Here is an 18,429-nt window from a genome sequence, read left to right as displayed (position 1 = left end):
AACCTAAATTCCTTGTATTTCGTAAAATATACTAGTACACTTTAAATCGGGGAAATGATAAAAGACGCTTACTAATTTTTAAAAACTTTGGAGCGAATTATGAATTATTGACTGATTCTGATTCGATCGTTAGATTGAAAGGGAGATTTTAAATATGAACGAAGATATGGAGTTTTTTAACCGATTCAGCCATATGTATTTACACGGCTTTAAGAACCTAGCTGACATGTTTGCGGAACCAGCCACAGAGCACGGAATTACGCTAGACGAATTTTATATCCTTTATGACATTGCGGAAGCAAAGGGTAAGATTCGTTTAATGGATATTGCGGAAACTCATGGCGTTACGCGCTCAGCAATTTCACGGTTAATCGGCCGTTTATTACGTAAAGACTACTTATACCAAGAAGCCGAAGATCATGATCGTCGGAATAAAGTTTTGAAATTAACACCAGAAGGCGCCCGTATTGAACATGTCGTCTTCAGTGAATTATTGCAACGGAACCACGAATGGCGTCAACTATTCAGTGCAGCTAAGCAGTACCAAACTTTAGACTTAGTTGAAGAATTTATGGACAAGTTTGTGAATGAAAATGCCGGCAAGCAATCACAACAGGCCAGTTATGCCGAAGATAAGCGTGCCGAAGCTTAATCTTTACCTGTGTTAAGTGTCCATCATTTAAAAAAAACCGTTCAACCGACTTAAGAGTGTCGGGAGAACGGTTTTTTTATAGTCAGAGTGTTAAGGCCAACGGGTTGCCACTGAGCATTGCCTAGCCAAGGCCATAATGCGTTTTTTGCATTTTGGCTTTGGCGTAGCAAGCGGAGGTGGCAGTTGGCTTTAACACGTTTCGGCTATTCAGTTAAGGAATGGCATTATTATTGAAGGATAAATCGTGATAATTAAGCCGAATCGTGAAGTTTGTTAGTTGACATTACTATGTCAAACTCTAAAATCTGTGCCGAAAGTTTGATCGTGTGCGATTGCCGCCTTCCGGACGAAAAATTTTAGGGCTGGAACGTGGTGGGCATGTTTTTGAGCCAAAAGGCGGTCTCAAAAGACGGCCTTTGACTAACCTGCCGGCAGACCACCGCCAGTTAAGTCAAATTTCACCACTGAGCCCTAAAATTTCTCGCCCTCACGGCTACTAAACTACGCTAAAATCAAGATACACGTACACATATATATCGCGTTATCAGTCAGAATCGGGGCCGGTGCTAGTCGAAGTACGGTTCCTCGGCCGCATGTTATCAACAACTGGAAGCGGCAATTCTCGACTAATAGCGTAAAAAAGGGACCATAACGACTCATTGTTTAAGTCGTTACGGTCCCATTACTATTCTGATGTATCTAGAGTTATTGATGCTATCCGAAAATTGATTTAAAAATAGAGCTGAAGAAGTTCACGATGGCGGTCCAAATCTTTTGTAAGAGATTTTGGTTCTCTGGGGTATCCAATTTGCTGAAGATACCTTTGGCGTTAGATTGGATGTTCTTCATCAAAGAACTGGCCTGGGTTTTGAAACTTGAGGAGTCTAATGCTCCAGAATCACGAATTTTGACTAATAAGTTAATAATTTCTGTTTTTTGATTATTGGTGATCACATTAGTTAAATTATTATTGGTAATTTGTTGATTCACAATGTTTGTAATTTGATTGTTGGTGACGTTACTGCCTTTTTTAGCCATTTCTTCCTTGGCCCCAGCGACCGCGTTGTTCAATTGGGCATCTGAGTAACCATCTTTGTCCTTATTGGCGCTGGTAATCCCGCTCAAGGTGCTTAATTCACTTTGAGCGGCGTTGACTTGCTTGGTGTTTAAAGTATTACCACTCTTAGCATATGCGGCGTAAACGCCGGCTAAAGCCCCTGAACCATCGATTGGGGTGGCGGAGGTGACATAAATATTAGCGTCAGTAATGCCGGCGGTCAAAGCGGCATTCTTATACTGGTCGGCGGTAATCGTGGTGATATTATTACTACCGTTATAATCGAGAATTTTGACATTAATTCCTGAACCAGAACTGGTCTTTTGAATCATGGCACTCGACCACACGCCGGAACTGCTCGTAAAACTCTCGCCGGCGGGGTTGAGGTACTTGACTAAGGTATCGCCATTAACGGTTAAGGTTTGATAGTTGTCACCATTTAAACTGGCAGTTAACGTGCTGAGCGTGCCACTCTTTTGACTGTTTGTTAAACTGGACCCAAGTGTCACGATGGGTTCATCGGAACTAGTATCGGCGTGTGCCAGTAATTGCACACCACCAAAACTGAGTAATAAGGCGGCTAGTAAGCCGAGCCATTTAAATTGTCGTTTCATGAAAAGGTTCCCTCCACATCTTAACTAATGCAACTTGAATTATAGCAGACTGATGGTTCAAACAGTTCTTGGTTTGCACAATTTGACAGACTCCTAAACATTTTAAGAGTTATTTATCATTTGCCGTGTTGGTGCTGGTTCGCTATACTCAGGGTAACTTTAACGAAGGGTGGGGACCTTATGACACGCAATCGTGTGATTAATAGTTTGAGCTATTTGAGTATTTTATTTCTACCGGTGTTATTTCCATTGATCGTGTGGGCGCTAACTGGGGATAATCCAGAAATTCATCGTCCAGCCGCCCGTGCCTTTTGGGTACAACTGTTGCCAATGATTATGGGAATCGTATTTTTAATCGTTTTGGCCGTTTCTGGTTTTTACATGGATAATTTGGTACACAGCGGCTGGTTAGCTATTGCGTTGCTATCGGTTTTAGCCGTGATTGCACTAGGCAGTTCGCTATATGCGTTGATTCGTGGAATTCAATATTTAGTTAGCGAGTAGCTTTTTTAGGAGGTGCGTCGAGATGGCAAGCTCACAAAAATTAACGCCGCAAGCAACGACTACGGCAATGATGATCCAATTTTGGCAACATGGCTATGCGCAGACAACGGTAGATGAGCTGATTACCGTCGGCCAGTTATCGCGGTCCCAATTTTATCGCAATTATCGGAGTAAAGCCGTGGCCTTACGTCGAAGTTTACAAGCTTATGAAACCATTTTAGATGATCAGTTAACGCAACTCATCCAACGCAATCAGGCGATGGGCACGCCACTGACAGCGTTATTAGCCGATTGCTTGTTGATGCCGTTTCAGAGTGATCGTTGGCCAGCTGGGTGTTTGATGGTCAACTTGATGGCAGAATTAGGCGATCAAGACGAACTGATTGCCAACCAAACGCAAGCCATTTATGCCAATTTACAAACGCGACTTGTGGGGTTGCTGAGTCCGCATGCGAGTGATTTGGCGGTGTCAGTCGCAACCGTTGCGGCCAGCTTGATGCAAGTTCGGACTGGGTTGCAAGTCTTAGCCAAGCAGCATCCGAGCGGTGCCCAATTGAAACAGCAAGCCATGGCGAGTGTTGACTTGATCGTCAGGGGGCAATAATGATGGCCAAGCTTGAAGTGATTTTAGGTGATATTACCAAATTAAAAGTTGATGCCATTGTGAATGCCGCCAACACGAGCTTACTAGGTGGTGGTGGGGTCGACGGCGCTATTCATCGCGCGGCGGGACCAGAATTGTTGGCTGCTTGTCGGCCACTGCATGGTTGTGCTACCGGTGAGGCTAAAATAACCCCTGGTTTTCGGTTGCCGGCCAAATATGTGGTGCATACGCCGGGACCAATTTGGCGCGGTGGGCAGCACAATGAGTTGACGTTATTAGCAAACAGCTACCGAAATAGTTTGAATTTAGCGGCCGTCCATGATTGTGAGACGGTTGCTTTTCCTTCAATCAGTACGGGCGTCTATCATTTTCCATTAGCCGTGGCCGCTGAAATTGCGCTACGAACGTTGCGGGATACCGCTCTGACGACGGCTCAAAACGTTCAATTGATTCAGATTGTTTGCTTTGATGACCAAACTAAAAAGGCTTATGATACCGCGCTAACAGCGTTATCGGCCTAAACTTTACAAAATCCTTACTTTCAAACGCTATTCACTAGGGCCGAGCATTGCTATAATTAAATAGCTTAAACTCGTTAGCGAGCAAAGATTGCTAGCGAGATGAGTTGTCGGGGAAGTTGTAATCAAACTGAGCAGCATGGGGTGCGCCCAGCTTAAAAGAAAGGAATCTGACATTGTTAGATATGATTAAAGCGGTGATCCTGGGGATTGTCGAAGGAATTACCGAATTCTTACCAATTAGTTCCACTGGACATTTAGTGTTGGTTGATGAGTTCATTAAGATGCAACAGTCAACGCAATTTACAGATATGTTCAACGTTGTGATTCAATTAGGGGCCATTATGGCGGTGGTTGTGCTATATTTCCATAAATTAAATCCGTTATCACCTCGAAAGAGTAGCACTGAAAAGCATGACACTTGGATTTTATGGAGTAAAGTCATCTTAGCTGTGATTCCATCAGTCATTATTGGCTTGCCATTAAACGACTGGATGGATGAACATTTGATGAACTGGGCAGTCGTTTCGGCAACCTTGATCATCTATGGGATTCTCTTCATTGTCATTGAAAATCATAATAAGCAATTATCACCGAAATTTGGCGATTTGAAGACGTTGCCTTATACGACAGCGCTCTTCATCGGTTGTTTCCAATTACTTTCCTTAGTGCCAGGGACATCACGTTCCGGTGCCACAATCTTAGGGGCAATCTTAATTGGGACATCGCGGTATGTGGCTACTGAATTTTCTTTCTTTATGGCGATTCCAACGATGTTTGGGGCGTCACTGTTGAAGCTGTATAAGTACTTTGACCATGGTAACTCATTAGCTGGGTTACAAGGGGCTGTGTTGGCCGTTGGGGTCATCGTTTCCTTCGTCGTTGCCTACTTATCCATTCGCTTCTTGTTAGACTACATTAAGAAGAATGACTTTAAGGCTTTCGGTTGGTACCGAATCGTCTTAGGGGCTTTGGTGATCGCCTACTTTACCTTAGTTCACTAAAAACTGAAATGAGTCTAAAACACCACTTTAACCGCAGCGCCGTTGTTGCTAGGTTAAAGTGGTGTTTTTTACAGCTGTTTTAAACTCTGGGCCAGATGCCAAGTCATGCGATTGATGAACTCGGCGACTAGAAAGCCAATGGCGATAACACCGGCAATGATGACGACTTGTGCCAAGTATTGGTTGGCGATCTCGGGGTGGCCGGTCACTAAGTTGCGGACCACGCGATAGGATTGCCCGCCAGGCACTAGTGGGACCAGACTAGGAATGTTAAAAATGATCATCGGCATGTGCTTGTAATGAGCGGCTAGTCCGCTGGCGACACCGATAACGATGGCCGCAACTAAGTTCCCAATGGCGAGTTTGACGTCGATGGTGGTAGGTAACACTTGATAGAGGGCTTCATACGTGAGCCAACCCGCTGCCCCGACCCAACCACTGAGATTAACGGCGCGCCGTGGAATATTTAATAGGACGCCAAATCCCGCTGTGGCGAGATAAGCGAGAATCGTTTGCAAAAGTCCAGTTGTTAAAAGCCAATGCCACATGGCGTAAGCCTCCCTTTAGTAAAATATCGATGTTAAGGCGATGCCCAGTCCAATCGCACAAGCCGATAAGATGGCTTCAATGGCACGGGCGGGACCGCTGAGTAGGTTGCCAGTCATGGTGTCGCGCACCGCGTTTGTGATGGCGACGCCTGGGACGAGCGGCATGACCGCACCAATGATAATAGCATCGGGATGATAATTATTTTTAGTGAGATAAAAGCCAATTAGGGTGATGAAGCCAATCAGAAAAGCACCCACAAACTCACTTAAGAAGCGGATGTGTGCGAGGCGGTTCACCCAATAATAGGCGGCAAACCCAGCCATACCGGCTAAGCCACAAGTGATGAGGTCGGCTGGGGTGGCGTGCCCAGTAAAGGCGACCATCAACGTGACGCTAACGACTAACGCGGCTAGCACTAACCAGCTGAATGGAAAGGTCGGTACAGCCTGATTGACGTGCGCGAGAGCGTCGGCAAATTGGTTGAGATCAATTTCTTGATTGGCGAACTGGCGGGACAACGTATTAACTTGATCAACTTTTTCTAAGTCCATCCCACGTTGATGAATGGCCCGAACTTGGCTGGCGTCAGTTTCAGGCAAGGAAACCGTAATACCCGTCAAGAGGACGAAAACTTGCGCCTCAGGATAACCGGCGTTGGCTGCAATCCGGTGCATCGTATCTTCAACCCGCGCAATTTCGGCCCCATTTTCGAGTAGAATTGCGCCAGCCAGCAACGTTGTTTGCATTAATAATTTGGGCTCAGTCATGCGGGGCACTTCCTTTGAAATTGAATACTTGTATTTTCTCACGAAACTGGCGACGCGTCACTCGTTTAGGAACAGATTGCTTGACCATTAGCCCCAAAGTACGGGAAAATCAAAGGGTAAATAAAATACTGGAGGCATTTCGATGACAGAATTAACAAAGCTCACCGATACGTATAGCTTAAATAATGGGACGAAGATTCCGATTGTTGGGTTCGGAACTTGGCAAACCCCTGATGGTCAAGTCGCATATGACTCAGTCCTTGCTGCTTTAAAGGCTGGTTACCGGCATATCGATACGGCCGCTGCTTATGGCAACGAAGAAAGTGTTGGTAAAGCCATCGCGGATAGTGGCGTTGCGCGTGAAGACTTATTTGTGACGACCAAGCTATGGAACGCAGATCATGGCTACGAAGCCACTAAAGCGGCCTTAGCGACGTCATTACAAAAATTAGGCTTAGATTACGTGGATCTCTACTTGATTCATTGGCCAAATCCAGCCGCAATGCGGGATAACTTTGAACAATTGACGGCGGATACTTGGAAAGCCATGGAAGAACTTTATGCGAGTCGTAAAGTCCGGGCCATCGGTGTTTCAAACTTTCGGCCAAAGCACTTGGATGTCTTATTGAAGACGGCCAAAGTGGTCCCAGCTGTGAACCAGATCTTCTTGAACCCAAGTGACATGGAAGCGGATGTTGTGGCTTATAACGAAGCCCATGGCATTTTATCCGAAGCATACAGTCCACTTGGCACTGGGAAAATCTTTGGTATTCCAGAATTGAAGACGATTGCCGACAAGTACCAAAAGAGTGTTGCGCAAATCGTTTTACGCTGGTCCTTACAAAATGGCTTCTTGCCATTACCAAAGTCTGTTCACACAGACCGGATTGAACAAAATACTGAGTTATTCGACTTTGAATTGAGTCCTACTGATATGGAAACTATCGATGGGATGCACGGGGTAGCTGGTTTAGCCAACGATCCTGATCAAGTTGATTTCTAATTTAAATCGATAATTAAACGTCGCTAAGCTTAGACAACTGTCTGAGTTTGGCGGCGTTTTTGAGCTTTGGGGGAATTAGTGCCTCCGGTCGCCGCTGATGGCATGCGGTCGTGGGACCGGGGGAAGCCTGAAGAGCGGTCTTCCCCCTCGCCCGGAACAGTTGCCAAAACCGCAATTGTCCCGGCCGGTCCGTGGTGTAAGACCGGCAAAAAGCGCCGCTCTAACGCCACCTGCACGACCGATGCCATCAGCGCCGACCTCCGGCGATTTCGATTGGCTACAGATTAGGTTGCATCTTAAGCCAGTTGCTCAATGAAAAATAACTAAATTAATGTTTCGATAATTTCAACACGAGCAAAAAACGTTGAATCGAAAGGCTTTAGTACTGGCCCTTTACGATTCTGAAGTGATAGTCTGATTAGATCGACTAAAAATAAGTTTAGCTGGTTTAATGCCTGCACCAAGCGCCCGAGTCAGGTTGGCTAGTGTGGTACACTCAGAAAGATTTAATCAAATGAAGTGGGTGGTCGACATGCTAGCAACGTTATTATTAGCAATTTTACCAATTGTTGTGACGTTAGGACTTGGGTTTATCGCTGGTTGGCGACAGCAATTTCCGGCCAATACTAGCGACAGCTTAATTCAGCTCGTCATGGTGTACGCGTTGCCGTTGAGCCTGTTTGGGGGCATCTTGACGTTAAAGCGCGCCGTAATTCGAGAAAATTTGGCTGTGGCGGGCTGGTTAGCTGTCGGCATGTTGGGCGGCCTAATCGTACTGATTGTGAGTCAGCGGTTGCAGCGAGTGCCTTTGACGGCGGCTACCTTGCGTGCCTTGTCGATTGCGAGTCCGTCGGTGCCTTTCATGGGAACGTCCGTCTTGTTGATTGTTTTCGGCAAAATTAGTATTCTGCTGGTGGCTTTGGGTGGGCTATATATGAATTTAATCCAAGTGCCGACGAGCGTTTTTCTGTTAACGTTGGTCGGTCATGAGGCCACGACGAGTCCGTGGGTGACGCTTCAACGAACCTTATTGACTGCTAGTCAACAGCCCGTCGTTTGGGCACCGATTTTGGCTTTCATCTTGAATTTGGTTGGCTTTAAATTGCCGCTGCAGTGGCTACCGCTGTTCACAGAACTTGGTCAAGCGGCAGGTGGGGTCGCGTTATTTGCACTCGGTCTGATTTTAGCCGCCCATCAGCTGAAGGTGACCCGGCCCATCGTGAAAAATGTGGGTTTAAAAAATTTAGCCTTACCATTAGTCGTTTGGTTGGCGATGCATTTACTGGGATTACCGCTCTTAACGCAGCAATTAGTGGTCATCACCTTAGCAATCCCGACTGCAGCGATTCCGACGATGTTGGCGGTTCAGCAGCGCTTACCGGCGGATGAATATGTGGCGACGCAGTTATTGAGCACGTTACTAGCACCGATCACCATGGGGATTTTTATGCTGGGACTACACGTGACTTAAAAAAGAGTGTGCGACGGCACGGGTTGCTGGTGAGCATTATCGTAGTTAGGGCATTATGTGGTGGCTTTTCCACATGGTGCCCTAACTGGGATAAGCGGAGCCCGCAGTGCCGTCAAACACGTTTCGGCTATAAATATTTAGCACGACAAAAAGAGCCTGGGTTCTTCTCCCAGACTCGTTTTTGACTACGACTGATTAGTAGTTCACTTTAAAATTAGTTGGCTGTGCTGCGGTCACCACGGGATGTTCAGCGAAGTAATCGGCAATTAAAACGGTCATATCCGTAGAAAGTTGCCGGTCAATTTTTTCAGTGCTAAACATTGGGTAGTTTCCACCACCGCCTGCGCGGTAATGGTTCAGCGTAACGGTCAAAGCTTGGTCAGGTTGCACCGGGGCGTCATGGTAATCCAGTTGAACGACCCGCTTACCAATTGGCCGCGTTAAATCGAAAGTATAGTCGATCCCGCTATAAACATCATAAATATAATGGCGTAATTTCGGTTTTAAAAATTCGGGATTGACGATAACTTTATCAGCGACCAGTAAGAAATAACTGGCACAACGTTCCAAAGCTTGTTTTAAGTCGGCGCCAGTGATGGTTTCAACGGCGAGCTTATTTGGATAGACATAGCTATTCATGACTTCACGCATGGTGACGTGTTGCTTTAAGCCAGGAACATCATCGTTAAAGAGCGCTGTGGCGGCAATATCGGTGCCGGTCGCGGCCATTTCGACCTGATTAATAAAGTTGAGGTACGGATGATTATGTAGCCGCGCTTGCAAGTGATTGTGGACGAGCATACTGCCGTTAATTTTGCCTAACGGGGTGTCCAGCCAATCTTCCATTTTAGTATTGATTGGGGTTAACAAGTTCATCATATCGGCGTCCGGAGCACTATTCTTAACACTAAAGACTTCCGGTTTTCGTTTGGTGATTTGTTTATGGTCATCCAAATCGAGCGTGATCATAGCCACGTTGGTGCCTTTCATTCCCGGTTGTGTCACGGGCACGCCATGCACCGTGACCGCTAAACGGCGGTGTTGGTGGCCGGTAATCATGGCGTCGATACCAGGAACTTCTGCGAGTAACGCCGAGCCGCGGTTTTCACCGTTGAGCCGTTCGGTTGGTTGATCAGTAACTGGATCGCGTTCAAGACCACCGTGATAAGCCACGACGACGACATCCGCGAGTGCGCGCAACTTTGGCACGTATTTTTTAGCGGTTTCGACGACATCGGCAAAATGCAGTCCGGTTAAATGGCGCGGTAATTCCCAACGTGACACGAACTGGGTCGTTAAACCAAGAATCGCGACTTTGACGCCAGCCCGTTCAATAATTGTGTACGGTTTGGCAAACAGCTTGCGGTTCAAGTCGTCGGAAATGTTAGCGGCCAGCATCGGATAGTGTCGCGCAGATTCACATAGGTCGAGGAATTCGAGCCCATAGTTGAATTCGTGGTTGCCAAAGACGCCCGCTTGAACGTGATTACAGTTCGCTAAACGGGAATATAGCGGCGCAGCTTCTTGATGTCGGCGGGCGATAAAGTAGGTTAACGGTGAGCCCTGCACGAAATCACCGTTTTCAATCACAATTGGCCAGACGTCGTCATCGTTTTGAGCCGTTAATTTTTGAATCATGGTTGCGGCACGACTCAGGCCAAAAGGTACGACACGGTCGCGCTGGCTATAGTCAGTGGGCGCTAAATAACCATGGACGTCGCTGGTTGAGATTAATTTGATTTGCATTCGGCAGGCCTCCACTATAATTTAAAATCTATTATAACAATATTAACGCTAATTAAGTTAATCAGGACAGTTTACAATCTAAATTTTTTAAGATAGCGGTTGGCTGGGCAAATTCACCTGCAACTTAAGCTAAGGATAGTTGTGTAAAAAGGGCGTAATCATCAAACGTTACACTTGCTTTGGTTGCTCAATTAACCAACCTTATCGAGCCTCATGGACAAACTTTCTTCATAATCTGGGCAAGAATCGACTAAATGTTTGCGCTATCATTAGGTGATAGGAATCGGAACGATAATCACAGTAGAGGAGAAAATTATGAGCAACGCTAAGCTAACCAACCTTAACTTAACGCCGAAATCTGGATTAAAGCCAGCTGAGGTCGATGCGCGTCTGGAACAATTTGGCATCAATGAATTGATTGCTAGTCGGCAGCCCCCATTATGGCGAAAAATCTGGCAACATTTAAGCGATGTCTCGTCGCTAGTCCTATTGTTCGCAGTGGGGCTCGCAAGTTATATGGCAATCGCCCAAAATGGCGGTTGGATGAAGACCGTCGTGATTGGGTCAATTTTAATTATTAATGTTGCCATTGGCTTGTATCAAGAAGCCTCGGCAGAAAAGGCCTTGGCTGCCTTGAAATCCATGAGTTTGCCAACGACCACGGTGCGGCGCGACAATGTCACTCAGACGATTGCGGCTGAACAAGTGGTGCCAGGCGACTTGGTCTTATTAAAAGCTGGCAATCAAGTACCAGCGGATGCGGTCGTGATTGAAAGTACGAACTTGACGATTGATGAAGCCGTTTTGACCGGAGAAAGCGTGCCGGTGGAAAAGGACAGTCTCGTGATTGGCACTAGCCCAACAGCCGAGCAACAAGCCTTTGCGGGGACGGCGGTCACGGGTGGCACGGCCGTGATTCAAGTCGTGGCAACGGGAATGGCTACGGAATTAGGCCAAATTGCGGGGCTGTTGAATAAAACGAAAAAACGCGCGACACCATTGCAAGGTCGCCTGAACCGACTTTCAGGTTGGTTGACCACTTTTGCCGTTTTAGGTGGGCTGATGATCTTCGGTTTGAGTATCTGGATGCAAAATCAAGGTATCGCCGATAGTTTAATGATTGGGATCTCTTTAGCGGTCGCGGCGGTGCCAGAAACGTTACCGATCATCGTGACGATCAGCTTATCGCACGGGGTCAAACGGATGGCTGAACGCAATGCGATCATGCGTCGTGTGAGTGCCGTAGAAACGATTGGTGGCATCGATGTGATTGCTTCTGACAAGACCGGAACGTTGACACAAAATAAAATGACCATTACTAAATATTGGACGCCGAAAACTGGTATTTTGTCCGCGACTGACCCAGTGCCAGCGGCAGGACGGCAACTGATGCAGTCCTTAGGTTTGGCAACTAATGCTGAAATCAAGCAAGTCGACGGGGTCGAACAAACCTTGGGTGACGCGACTGAATTAGCCATCGTGCGTTGGTTAACCCATAACAACACAAGTCGGGCAACTTTTGAACAAGACTATCCGCGGGTCGCTGAAGATCCATTCGATTCCAAGAAGAAAATGATGACGACCGTTCACGAGTTAAATGATGAACAACAATTGGTCATCGTCAAAGGGGCTTTGGATCGGTTGCCATTGCGCGCTGACGCCACTAATTTAGCGGCTGCGCAACAAGCCCATGATGAATTTGGTGAAGCGGCATTGCGAGTTTTAGCGGTTGGGTATAAAGTGATGCCACTACAAGCTGATCCAAGTGCTGATTGGCAGAGTGTCAATCAAGACCTAACGTTGGCCGGTATCGTGGGAATTATTGATCCACCACGGCCGGAAGTGATTCCAGCGATTCGAGAAGCGAAGCGGGCCGGGATTAAGCCAGTAATGATTACCGGGGACCATTTAGTGACGGCAACGGCAATCGCCAAAGACATTGGTATTTTGACTGATGGTCAACAAGTGATTTCCGGTGAAACGTTACGTAGTCTGTCGGATGACGAGCTGGCGGCACAAATCAAGGACATTGCCGTGTGTGCCCGTGTGTCACCGAAAGATAAAATTCGCATCGTGCAAGCTTGGCAGGCGACGGGCGCAACGGTTGCGATGACGGGTGATGGTGTCAATGACGCGCCCGCCTTAAAAGCGGCGGACGTGGGGATCGCCATGGGTATTACCGGGACAGAAGTATCCAAGGGCGCGGCAGATATGATTTTGACGGACGATAATTTTGCAACAATCATTGCAGCGGTCAAGGAGGGCCGGACAGTTTATCAAAACATCTTGAAAGCTGTCGAATTTTTAGTTGGTGTTAACTTTGCCCAAATCTTCTTAATGGTCGGGGCCGTGCTGTTTGGTTGGGGTGCGCCACTCTTGGCGGAACAGCTCCTAATTGTCAACGTACTGGCCGATGGGATCCCAGGGTTCTATCTCAGTCGCGAACCGGGTGAACCAACGGCTATGCAACAAGCGCCAGTCGGTAGCGATGAAAGCGTCTTGGCGCGCGGCTTAGGTCGACGCTTAGGCATACGGGCGTTGACGTTTACCATTTTAACGTTAGGCATTTACGCGCTCGGTCGCTTTGTCTTAAGCGCTAACCAAGCAACCGTCGGGATGACGATGGTCTTCCTCGTGTTGGCCGTGGGATCAATGATCGATATTTATGCCATCAAGGATCGGCAACCGCTATCGCTGATGAGTTTGAAACGTAATCCAACGTTAAATCGGGCGTTGATTGTGGGCGTTGCCGTCGTCATTGCGATCGCGGCGATTCCGGGAGTGCGCAATTTGATCGGGTTAGTCGCTTTACCGGCGAGTGGCTGGGTGATTGCGATTGTAGGAATGTTTGTGCCAACAATTGTTTTAGAACTAAACAAGCGCTGGCACCGGCGTCGTCAAGGGATTGTGGCGGACCCGGATTTGGTGGAATAACCATAATTTATTTTTGATTCAATTGCTGGAATGTATTTACTAGTTTATTCAGATTATGCCGAAAAACAACAAGGTTGAAATAAATGATTTGTTAAAATGATGTTAAACTAGCAAAAATGTTGTTATTGACTGTACTACTCGGTCAGTAACAACATTTTTTGCATTTTTATTGAGCGTTAAAGTGTGCCAATGTAACTGTTATAGACGGCCGTGGTGTCGGTGGCTGTTTTAACAGTAGTTAACCAGTTGGGCTTTTGTAGTAATTTGACTAATTGTGATAAGGCTAGAACGTGTTCTGCGGCGTCGATTGGGGCTAATCCGATAATCACACTTACCTCTTTGTTTGTCTGTTCGTTTTGATCGTATAGTTCTATTGGATGTTTGAGAATGAGTAAGGACATCCCAATTTTGTTAACACCATCCGCTGGTCGGGCATGGGCTAACATAACCCCGTTACCAATGACCATGTATGGACCAAACTTCTTAGTCGAGTCGATAATCTTAGTAACATAATTAGGCGATACGGACTGGTTATCTAATAACGGTTTAAACGAAAGTTGAATGGCTTGATTCCAGGAGTCGAAGGCGTCATCACTGATTTGAATATTGTCTTGTGGCAACAAGCTCTTGAGACCAAAATTGCCGTCTAACGAAGGCTTGGCCGGGCCTTTATTTTTAGAGATTAGATTGGTTAAAGCTGATTCTAATGCAACTGGATCAGTAATTCTGGCGTATTCGCTGATTAAGTCCATTAGATTAGTAACGGTGAGTGTATTTGAAGCCTTATTGATAAGACCTAACTTGGCAAGTTCTTGATTGATTTGTTGCCATTGTACCGGTGTCGGGATAGGAGCAACGACAATGGCCGGTATTTGGTAGTCCTTTGAGAGCTTAATTGTGCTGATAATTAGGCGAACAGTGACTAAACTACTATTTTTATGCTTGAAAACACTCATTGGTTTTGAGAAGCGCACGTTCGGGTAGCGGCGTGTTAACTCCTCGTATAGGATTCTGGACGTACCAATGCCACTGGAACATACAACTTCAACGGTGGCGTCATTTTTGCTTTGGCTACGGAGCATACCACCAAAATAGATGGCAACTAACGTGACCTCTTCATCTGATAACGACTGATGGATTAACTCTTCAAAAGGTTTTAACGACATTCGGGTGAAAAAGACCAGTTCGTCGTATTGCTTCATAATCAAGTTTAAACTGGGTTGTTTAAACCTGATGTGATATTTAACCCGGTAGTAGGTAGATAGTAGATGCGTCAGCAATGGAACTTCCAAGGTATTGCTTGAAACGTCTGAACCCGACAAGTCGTTAAAACGAATGATTACTTGTTTAACGATTGGACGGATAGTCTGGGCGATACTGTTGTTAGTATTAACATGAACAAATTGTCCACTCTTTACTAAGTAGGTAATAAACGCAACTTCTTCCTCACTTTCGACCTTATACATAGACAGAAGCGAGCGTGCCCAGTCCGTCAGCGTGTCATGTGCTAATGACGCCTTATCTGCAGATGATAACAAGTGGTTTTCGTTTGAATTCGTCAACCGGTTGAGATACCAACAAAAAAAGGTAATAAAGATAGTTAGCGTATCATCACTGAAATAATTGCCGGTTTGTTTTTCTAGTTGACGCAGTAGTTCCGTGATTTTTAATGACATTTCCGGGTCAATGGCCAAAACAGTATTGATGAGTGCTCCATGATCGCTAATGGCGGTTAAAAACCAATTACGTTGATCACGTTCAATACCTTTGATTGTTGTACCAGCGGATGATGATACCAGCGTTAAATGGTACTTCTTGACTGATTCACGCAATGCTTTAAAGTCAGAGACTGCAGTATGGTGCGTGACGTTAAAACGGCGTTGAGTGTTTTCGAGTGAAACTTTATCGCCATTAACCAGGGACAGCATGATTAGAATATGGCGTTCCTGTTGTGGAAATACTGGTGTAGCTGGTGCGGCCTGTTGTGATTCCTGCAACAGCGCCTTTTTTGTGTCGGTCGATAGATAGTAGCCCACACCCTTCATATTCTGAATGGGGTCTAGGTCGCGGTCAGCTAAATAGTCATTTAGTTTCTTGACCGTGTAAAAGAAGGTGCGTCTTGAAATGTGCAAGCTGCTATTGATTTTATCGAAGCTAACGTAGATTTGAGGTTCCAGTAATAGGTTCAAAACAGCTTTACCGTGCTTGATTGTTTCTAGTGACAAGACAGTGACTTCCTTTCGTAGTGTAATAGTTGCACTAATCTATCTGCAATTGTTGCACTTGTAAGCGCTTTTATCAAGAGTAAACTAACCTTTGTTAAGTAAAGCACATAGGAGGTGGAGAGATGCAGTTACTTAATCCTAGTTTAATTCAATTAAACGTTCGGGCTAGTAATTGGCAAGCGGCAATTAGGAAATCGGCAGAACCCTTAGTTAATCAGGGTTTTGTAACTGCTAATTATCCGGAACGTGTGATTGAAATTGCACAAAAGGATGGCCCTTATATCGTGATTGCACCCAAGATTGCTTTATCACATGCAGCAGTCGAAGATGGTGCAATCAAGAATGGTTTGGGGCTATCGGTGTTGGTCAAAGCAGTGCCGTTTGGTAATAAGGTCAATGATCCAGTGAAACTAGTATTCACGCTTAGTTCAGTGGGGGATGACGTTCACTTGAACCAAATGGCAGAATTGGTCAACGTCTTACAAAAGCCTGGTCTGATTGAGAATATCGAACAGGCACAGAATATTGATGATGTCGTCAAGCTAGTTAATGAAAGGTGATTAATTATGAAAGTTTTAGTAACGTGTCGCAATGGTATGGGTACCAGCACAATGTTAACAGTGCAAGTTCGTAACGTGGCCAGCAAGAATGGTTGGGATGTTGATTGTGAACATGCCAGTCTCGATGCCGTTGGTAGCTTCCATGGTGACCTAATTATCTCATTGAGTGATGTTGCCCAAGAACTTAAAGACGAAGGCGTTAAAACCCCAGTTATTGGGATTCAAAGCTTAATGGATGCAAATGAAATTGAACGAAAGATGGCCCCATTTGTAGGAAAGTAGGCGTAACCCATGCTAAAGTTCTTAATCAGTTTATTTAGTAGTCCGGCTATCCTACTAGGTGCCGTGGCTTTCATTGGTTTAGTTGCTCAAAAAGGTAAGGATTTCACGGATGTCACTAAAGGGACTTTGAAGACCATCGTTGGTTTCTTAATCTTCCAAATTGGGGCAACCACGATTACCAGCACGTTACAATCATTCAACGTGCTTTTCCAAGACGGATTTCATATTCACGGTGTCATTGCGGCACCCGAAGCGGCGACTGCGATGGCCCAAGGTAAATACGGGTTCGTTGTTGCGTTGACCTTAATTCTAGGCTTTGCGATGAACTTAGTCTTTGCACGGATCACACCATTTAAAAACATCTTCTTCACCGGTGGCCATTCATTATTCTTCGCCTGTGTTCTAGCGTTGATTTTGAAGTTTGAAGGCTTGAACGATGCCTGGGCCATTATCCTCGGTGGGACGATCTTAGGCTTCTGTTCAACGGCTTTACCAGCCCTATGTCAACCGTTTATGCGGAAGATTACCGGTGGGGATGCCCAAGCGATTGGTCATTTCAACATGATCGGTTATGCGACCTCTGGCCTAGTCGGTATGCTCTTCAAAAAGCATGCAAATGAAACAACCGAAAATATTAAATTTCCTAAGTTTCTGTCATTATTCAAAGATTTCATCATTGGTGTTGCAATCGTTATGCTCATCATGTTTTACGTGGCTACCTTTGCGGCTGGCCAAGCAGCTACAGCTAAAATTGCCGGTGGTGTTCACTGGTTAGTCTTCCCTCTAATTCAAGCATTAACCTTTACCGCCGCAATGAGTGTCTTGATGTATGGTGTTGGGATGTTCCTTGAAGAAATTACGAATGCGTTCGTTTCAATTTCAACGAAATTCATTCCTGGTTCACGTCCTGCACTTGATGTTCCAACAATCTTCCCTTACGCGCCAACCGCTGTGTTAGTTGGCTTCCTTGGCTCATACGCTGCCGGTCTGTTAGGGATTGTCATCATGACGGTGTTCCATTTCTCAACTGTTATCATCCCTGCAGCCCATATCTGTTTCTTCTCAGGCGGGGCCGCTGGTGTCTTTGGTAATTCTACCGGTGGTTGGCGGGGTGCTTTAGCTGGCTCATTCGTAATGGGCTTGATGTTAGCATTCTTACCATTATTATTATTGCCTGTACTCCAACAAATGGGTATTCAAGGATCAACGTTCCCTAATGTTGATTACAACGTCGTTGGGATTCTCTTGAAACAAGTATTTAGCATCTTCTAAAACGAGGTATTATAAATGGATATTCAGAAAGCAACTGTTACTAAAAAGATTCGTGACTATGGCATTATGTCAGTCGTTCGTGCTGACGTTCAAACATCACTTAACATCGCCGAAGCTGGACTAAAAGGCGGCGTTAAGCTGATTGAATTGAGCTACACTGTTCCGACAGCCCAGGAGTCAATTCAAGAAGTTAAGAAACAGTTCCCTGAGATTTTGATCGGTGCTGGGACAGTTTTAGATGAAGTTACCGCGCGCTTAGCAATCATGAGTGGGGCCGACTTCATCCTCTCACCACAATTTAACAAAGAAGTTGCATTGATGGCTAACCGGTATCAAGTACCATACTTGCCGGGATGCAACTCCGTTTCGGAAGCAGTTGAAGCCATGACCTATGGTGCGGCCTTCGTTAAGATTTTCCCTGGGTCCGCAGTCGATGGTCCAAAGCTAATTAACGTGATCAAGACACCAATTCCTAATATGCCTATCTTGGCATCCGGAGGCGGGACATTTGATAATTTTAATGACTTCCTAGATGCTGGGGCTGATTGTGTTGCCTTTGGCGGTCTCTTAGCGAATGGCAGTATGGAACATATCCAACAAAACGCGCAACGTTTAACCAATCAATTAGCTGCATATCGTGAAAACAATTAGCTGATAGATTGATTGT

The 18,429-nt window shown here is 45.8% G+C and carries 17 protein-coding genes; 12 read left to right on the top strand and 5 right to left on the bottom strand.

Annotated features, from left to right (window positions below):
• Window positions 1–154 precede the first annotated feature (154 nt).
• Window positions 155–652: a MarR family winged helix-turn-helix transcriptional regulator gene (locus FFM70_RS00370; protein ID WP_137614883.1), complete on the top strand. Its 498-nt coding sequence runs from the start codon at window positions 155–157 to the stop codon at window positions 650–652.
• Window positions 653–1,366: 714 nt separating this feature from the next.
• Here the strand turns inward: FFM70_RS00370 and FFM70_RS00365 are convergent.
• Window positions 1,367–2,323, bottom strand: coding sequence for a DUF1002 domain-containing protein (locus FFM70_RS00365; protein WP_137614882.1), 957 nt, complete (start codon window positions 2,321–2,323; stop codon window positions 1,367–1,369).
• 180 nt (window positions 2,324–2,503) lie between these two features.
• Between FFM70_RS00365 and FFM70_RS00360 the strand changes: the two genes are divergently transcribed.
• The 4 genes from FFM70_RS00360 to FFM70_RS00345 all read left to right on the top strand — a co-directional run bounded on the left by FFM70_RS00360 (window position 2,504) and on the right by FFM70_RS00345 (window position 4,953).
• Complete coding sequence (locus FFM70_RS00360; protein WP_137614881.1) at window positions 2,504–2,827, top strand: magnetosome magnetite crystal formation protein family; 324 nt, start codon at window positions 2,504–2,506, stop codon at window positions 2,825–2,827.
• A 22-nt stretch (window positions 2,828–2,849) separates the two neighbouring features.
• Window positions 2,850–3,431: a TetR/AcrR family transcriptional regulator gene (locus FFM70_RS00355; RefSeq protein WP_137614880.1), complete on the top strand. Its 582-nt coding sequence runs from the start codon at window positions 2,850–2,852 to the stop codon at window positions 3,429–3,431.
• Between the two features lie 2 nt (window positions 3,432–3,433).
• Window positions 3,434–3,952 (top strand): O-acetyl-ADP-ribose deacetylase, encoded by a 519-nt coding sequence (locus tag FFM70_RS00350; protein WP_137614879.1) that lies wholly within the window; start codon window positions 3,434–3,436, stop codon window positions 3,950–3,952.
• Between the two features lie 173 nt (window positions 3,953–4,125).
• Window positions 4,126–4,953 carry an undecaprenyl-diphosphate phosphatase gene (locus tag FFM70_RS00345; protein WP_137614878.1) on the top strand — a complete coding sequence of 276 codons (828 nt, stop codon included), beginning with the start codon at window positions 4,126–4,128 and terminating at the stop codon, window positions 4,951–4,953.
• Window positions 4,954–5,021: 68 nt separating this feature from the next.
• On the opposite strand, the gene FFM70_RS00340 is transcribed toward FFM70_RS00345, so the two are convergent.
• Both FFM70_RS00340 and FFM70_RS00335 read right to left on the bottom strand, forming a co-directional pair.
• Window positions 5,022–5,501: a threonine/serine exporter family protein gene (locus FFM70_RS00340; protein ID WP_137614877.1), complete on the bottom strand. Its 480-nt coding sequence runs from the start codon at window positions 5,499–5,501 to the stop codon at window positions 5,022–5,024.
• Between the two features lie 15 nt (window positions 5,502–5,516).
• On the bottom strand, window positions 5,517–6,269 hold the full coding sequence (locus FFM70_RS00335) for a threonine/serine exporter family protein (RefSeq protein ID WP_137614876.1): 753 nt from the start codon (window positions 6,267–6,269) through the stop codon (window positions 5,517–5,519).
• Window positions 6,270–6,411: 142 nt separating this feature from the next.
• Here FFM70_RS00335 and FFM70_RS00330 point away from each other — a divergent pair, with 142 nt between their 5' ends.
• Together FFM70_RS00330 and FFM70_RS00325 are read left to right on the top strand one after the other, a co-directional pair.
• A complete protein-coding gene (locus tag FFM70_RS00330) occupies window positions 6,412–7,272 on the top strand; it encodes an aldo/keto reductase (RefSeq protein ID WP_137614875.1) in 861 nt (286 codons plus the stop codon).
• Window positions 7,273–7,804: 532 nt separating this feature from the next.
• Complete coding sequence (locus tag FFM70_RS00325) at window positions 7,805–8,743, top strand: AEC family transporter (RefSeq protein WP_137614874.1); 939 nt, start codon at window positions 7,805–7,807, stop codon at window positions 8,741–8,743.
• 195 nt (window positions 8,744–8,938) lie between these two features.
• Here the strand turns inward: FFM70_RS00325 and FFM70_RS00320 are convergent, their stop codons facing one another.
• Window positions 8,939–10,489: a bifunctional metallophosphatase/5'-nucleotidase gene (locus FFM70_RS00320; protein WP_137614873.1), complete on the bottom strand. Its 1,551-nt coding sequence runs from the start codon at window positions 10,487–10,489 to the stop codon at window positions 8,939–8,941.
• Window positions 10,490–10,804: 315 nt separating this feature from the next.
• Here FFM70_RS00320 and FFM70_RS00315 point away from each other — a divergent pair, with 315 nt between their 5' ends.
• Window positions 10,805–13,423: a cation-translocating P-type ATPase gene (locus tag FFM70_RS00315; RefSeq protein WP_137614872.1), complete on the top strand. Its 2,619-nt coding sequence runs from the start codon at window positions 10,805–10,807 to the stop codon at window positions 13,421–13,423.
• 176 nt (window positions 13,424–13,599) lie between these two features.
• On the opposite strand, the gene FFM70_RS00310 is transcribed toward FFM70_RS00315, so the two are convergent.
• Window positions 13,600–15,648, bottom strand: a complete 2,049-nt coding sequence (locus FFM70_RS00310) for a BglG family transcription antiterminator (protein WP_137614871.1) — start codon at window positions 15,646–15,648, stop codon at window positions 13,600–13,602.
• Window positions 15,649–15,770: 122 nt separating this feature from the next.
• On the opposite strand from FFM70_RS00310, the gene FFM70_RS00305 reads away from it, so the two are divergent.
• From FFM70_RS00305 to FFM70_RS00290, 4 genes are read left to right on the top strand one after another with little or no spacing between them, the layout of a single operon-like run.
• Window positions 15,771–16,208, top strand: coding sequence for a PTS sugar transporter subunit IIA (locus FFM70_RS00305; RefSeq protein WP_137614870.1), 438 nt, complete (start codon window positions 15,771–15,773; stop codon window positions 16,206–16,208).
• Between the two features lie 6 nt (window positions 16,209–16,214).
• On the top strand, window positions 16,215–16,490 hold the full coding sequence (locus tag FFM70_RS00300; RefSeq protein WP_137614869.1) for a PTS sugar transporter subunit IIB: 276 nt from the start codon (window positions 16,215–16,217) through the stop codon (window positions 16,488–16,490).
• A gap of 9 nt (window positions 16,491–16,499) precedes the next feature.
• Complete coding sequence (locus tag FFM70_RS00295) at window positions 16,500–17,762, top strand: PTS ascorbate transporter subunit IIC (RefSeq protein WP_137614868.1); 1,263 nt, start codon at window positions 16,500–16,502, stop codon at window positions 17,760–17,762.
• Between the two features lie 15 nt (window positions 17,763–17,777).
• Window positions 17,778–18,413: a beta/alpha barrel domain-containing protein gene (locus tag FFM70_RS00290; RefSeq protein ID WP_137614867.1), complete on the top strand. Its 636-nt coding sequence runs from the start codon at window positions 17,778–17,780 to the stop codon at window positions 18,411–18,413.
• Window positions 18,414–18,429 lie beyond the last annotated feature (16 nt).

This window comes from Lactiplantibacillus nangangensis (assembly GCF_005405065.1).
GTDB lineage: Bacteria > Bacillota > Bacilli > Lactobacillales > Lactobacillaceae > Lactiplantibacillus > Lactiplantibacillus nangangensis.
This window is presented reverse-complemented; position numbering and strand designations above follow the sequence as displayed.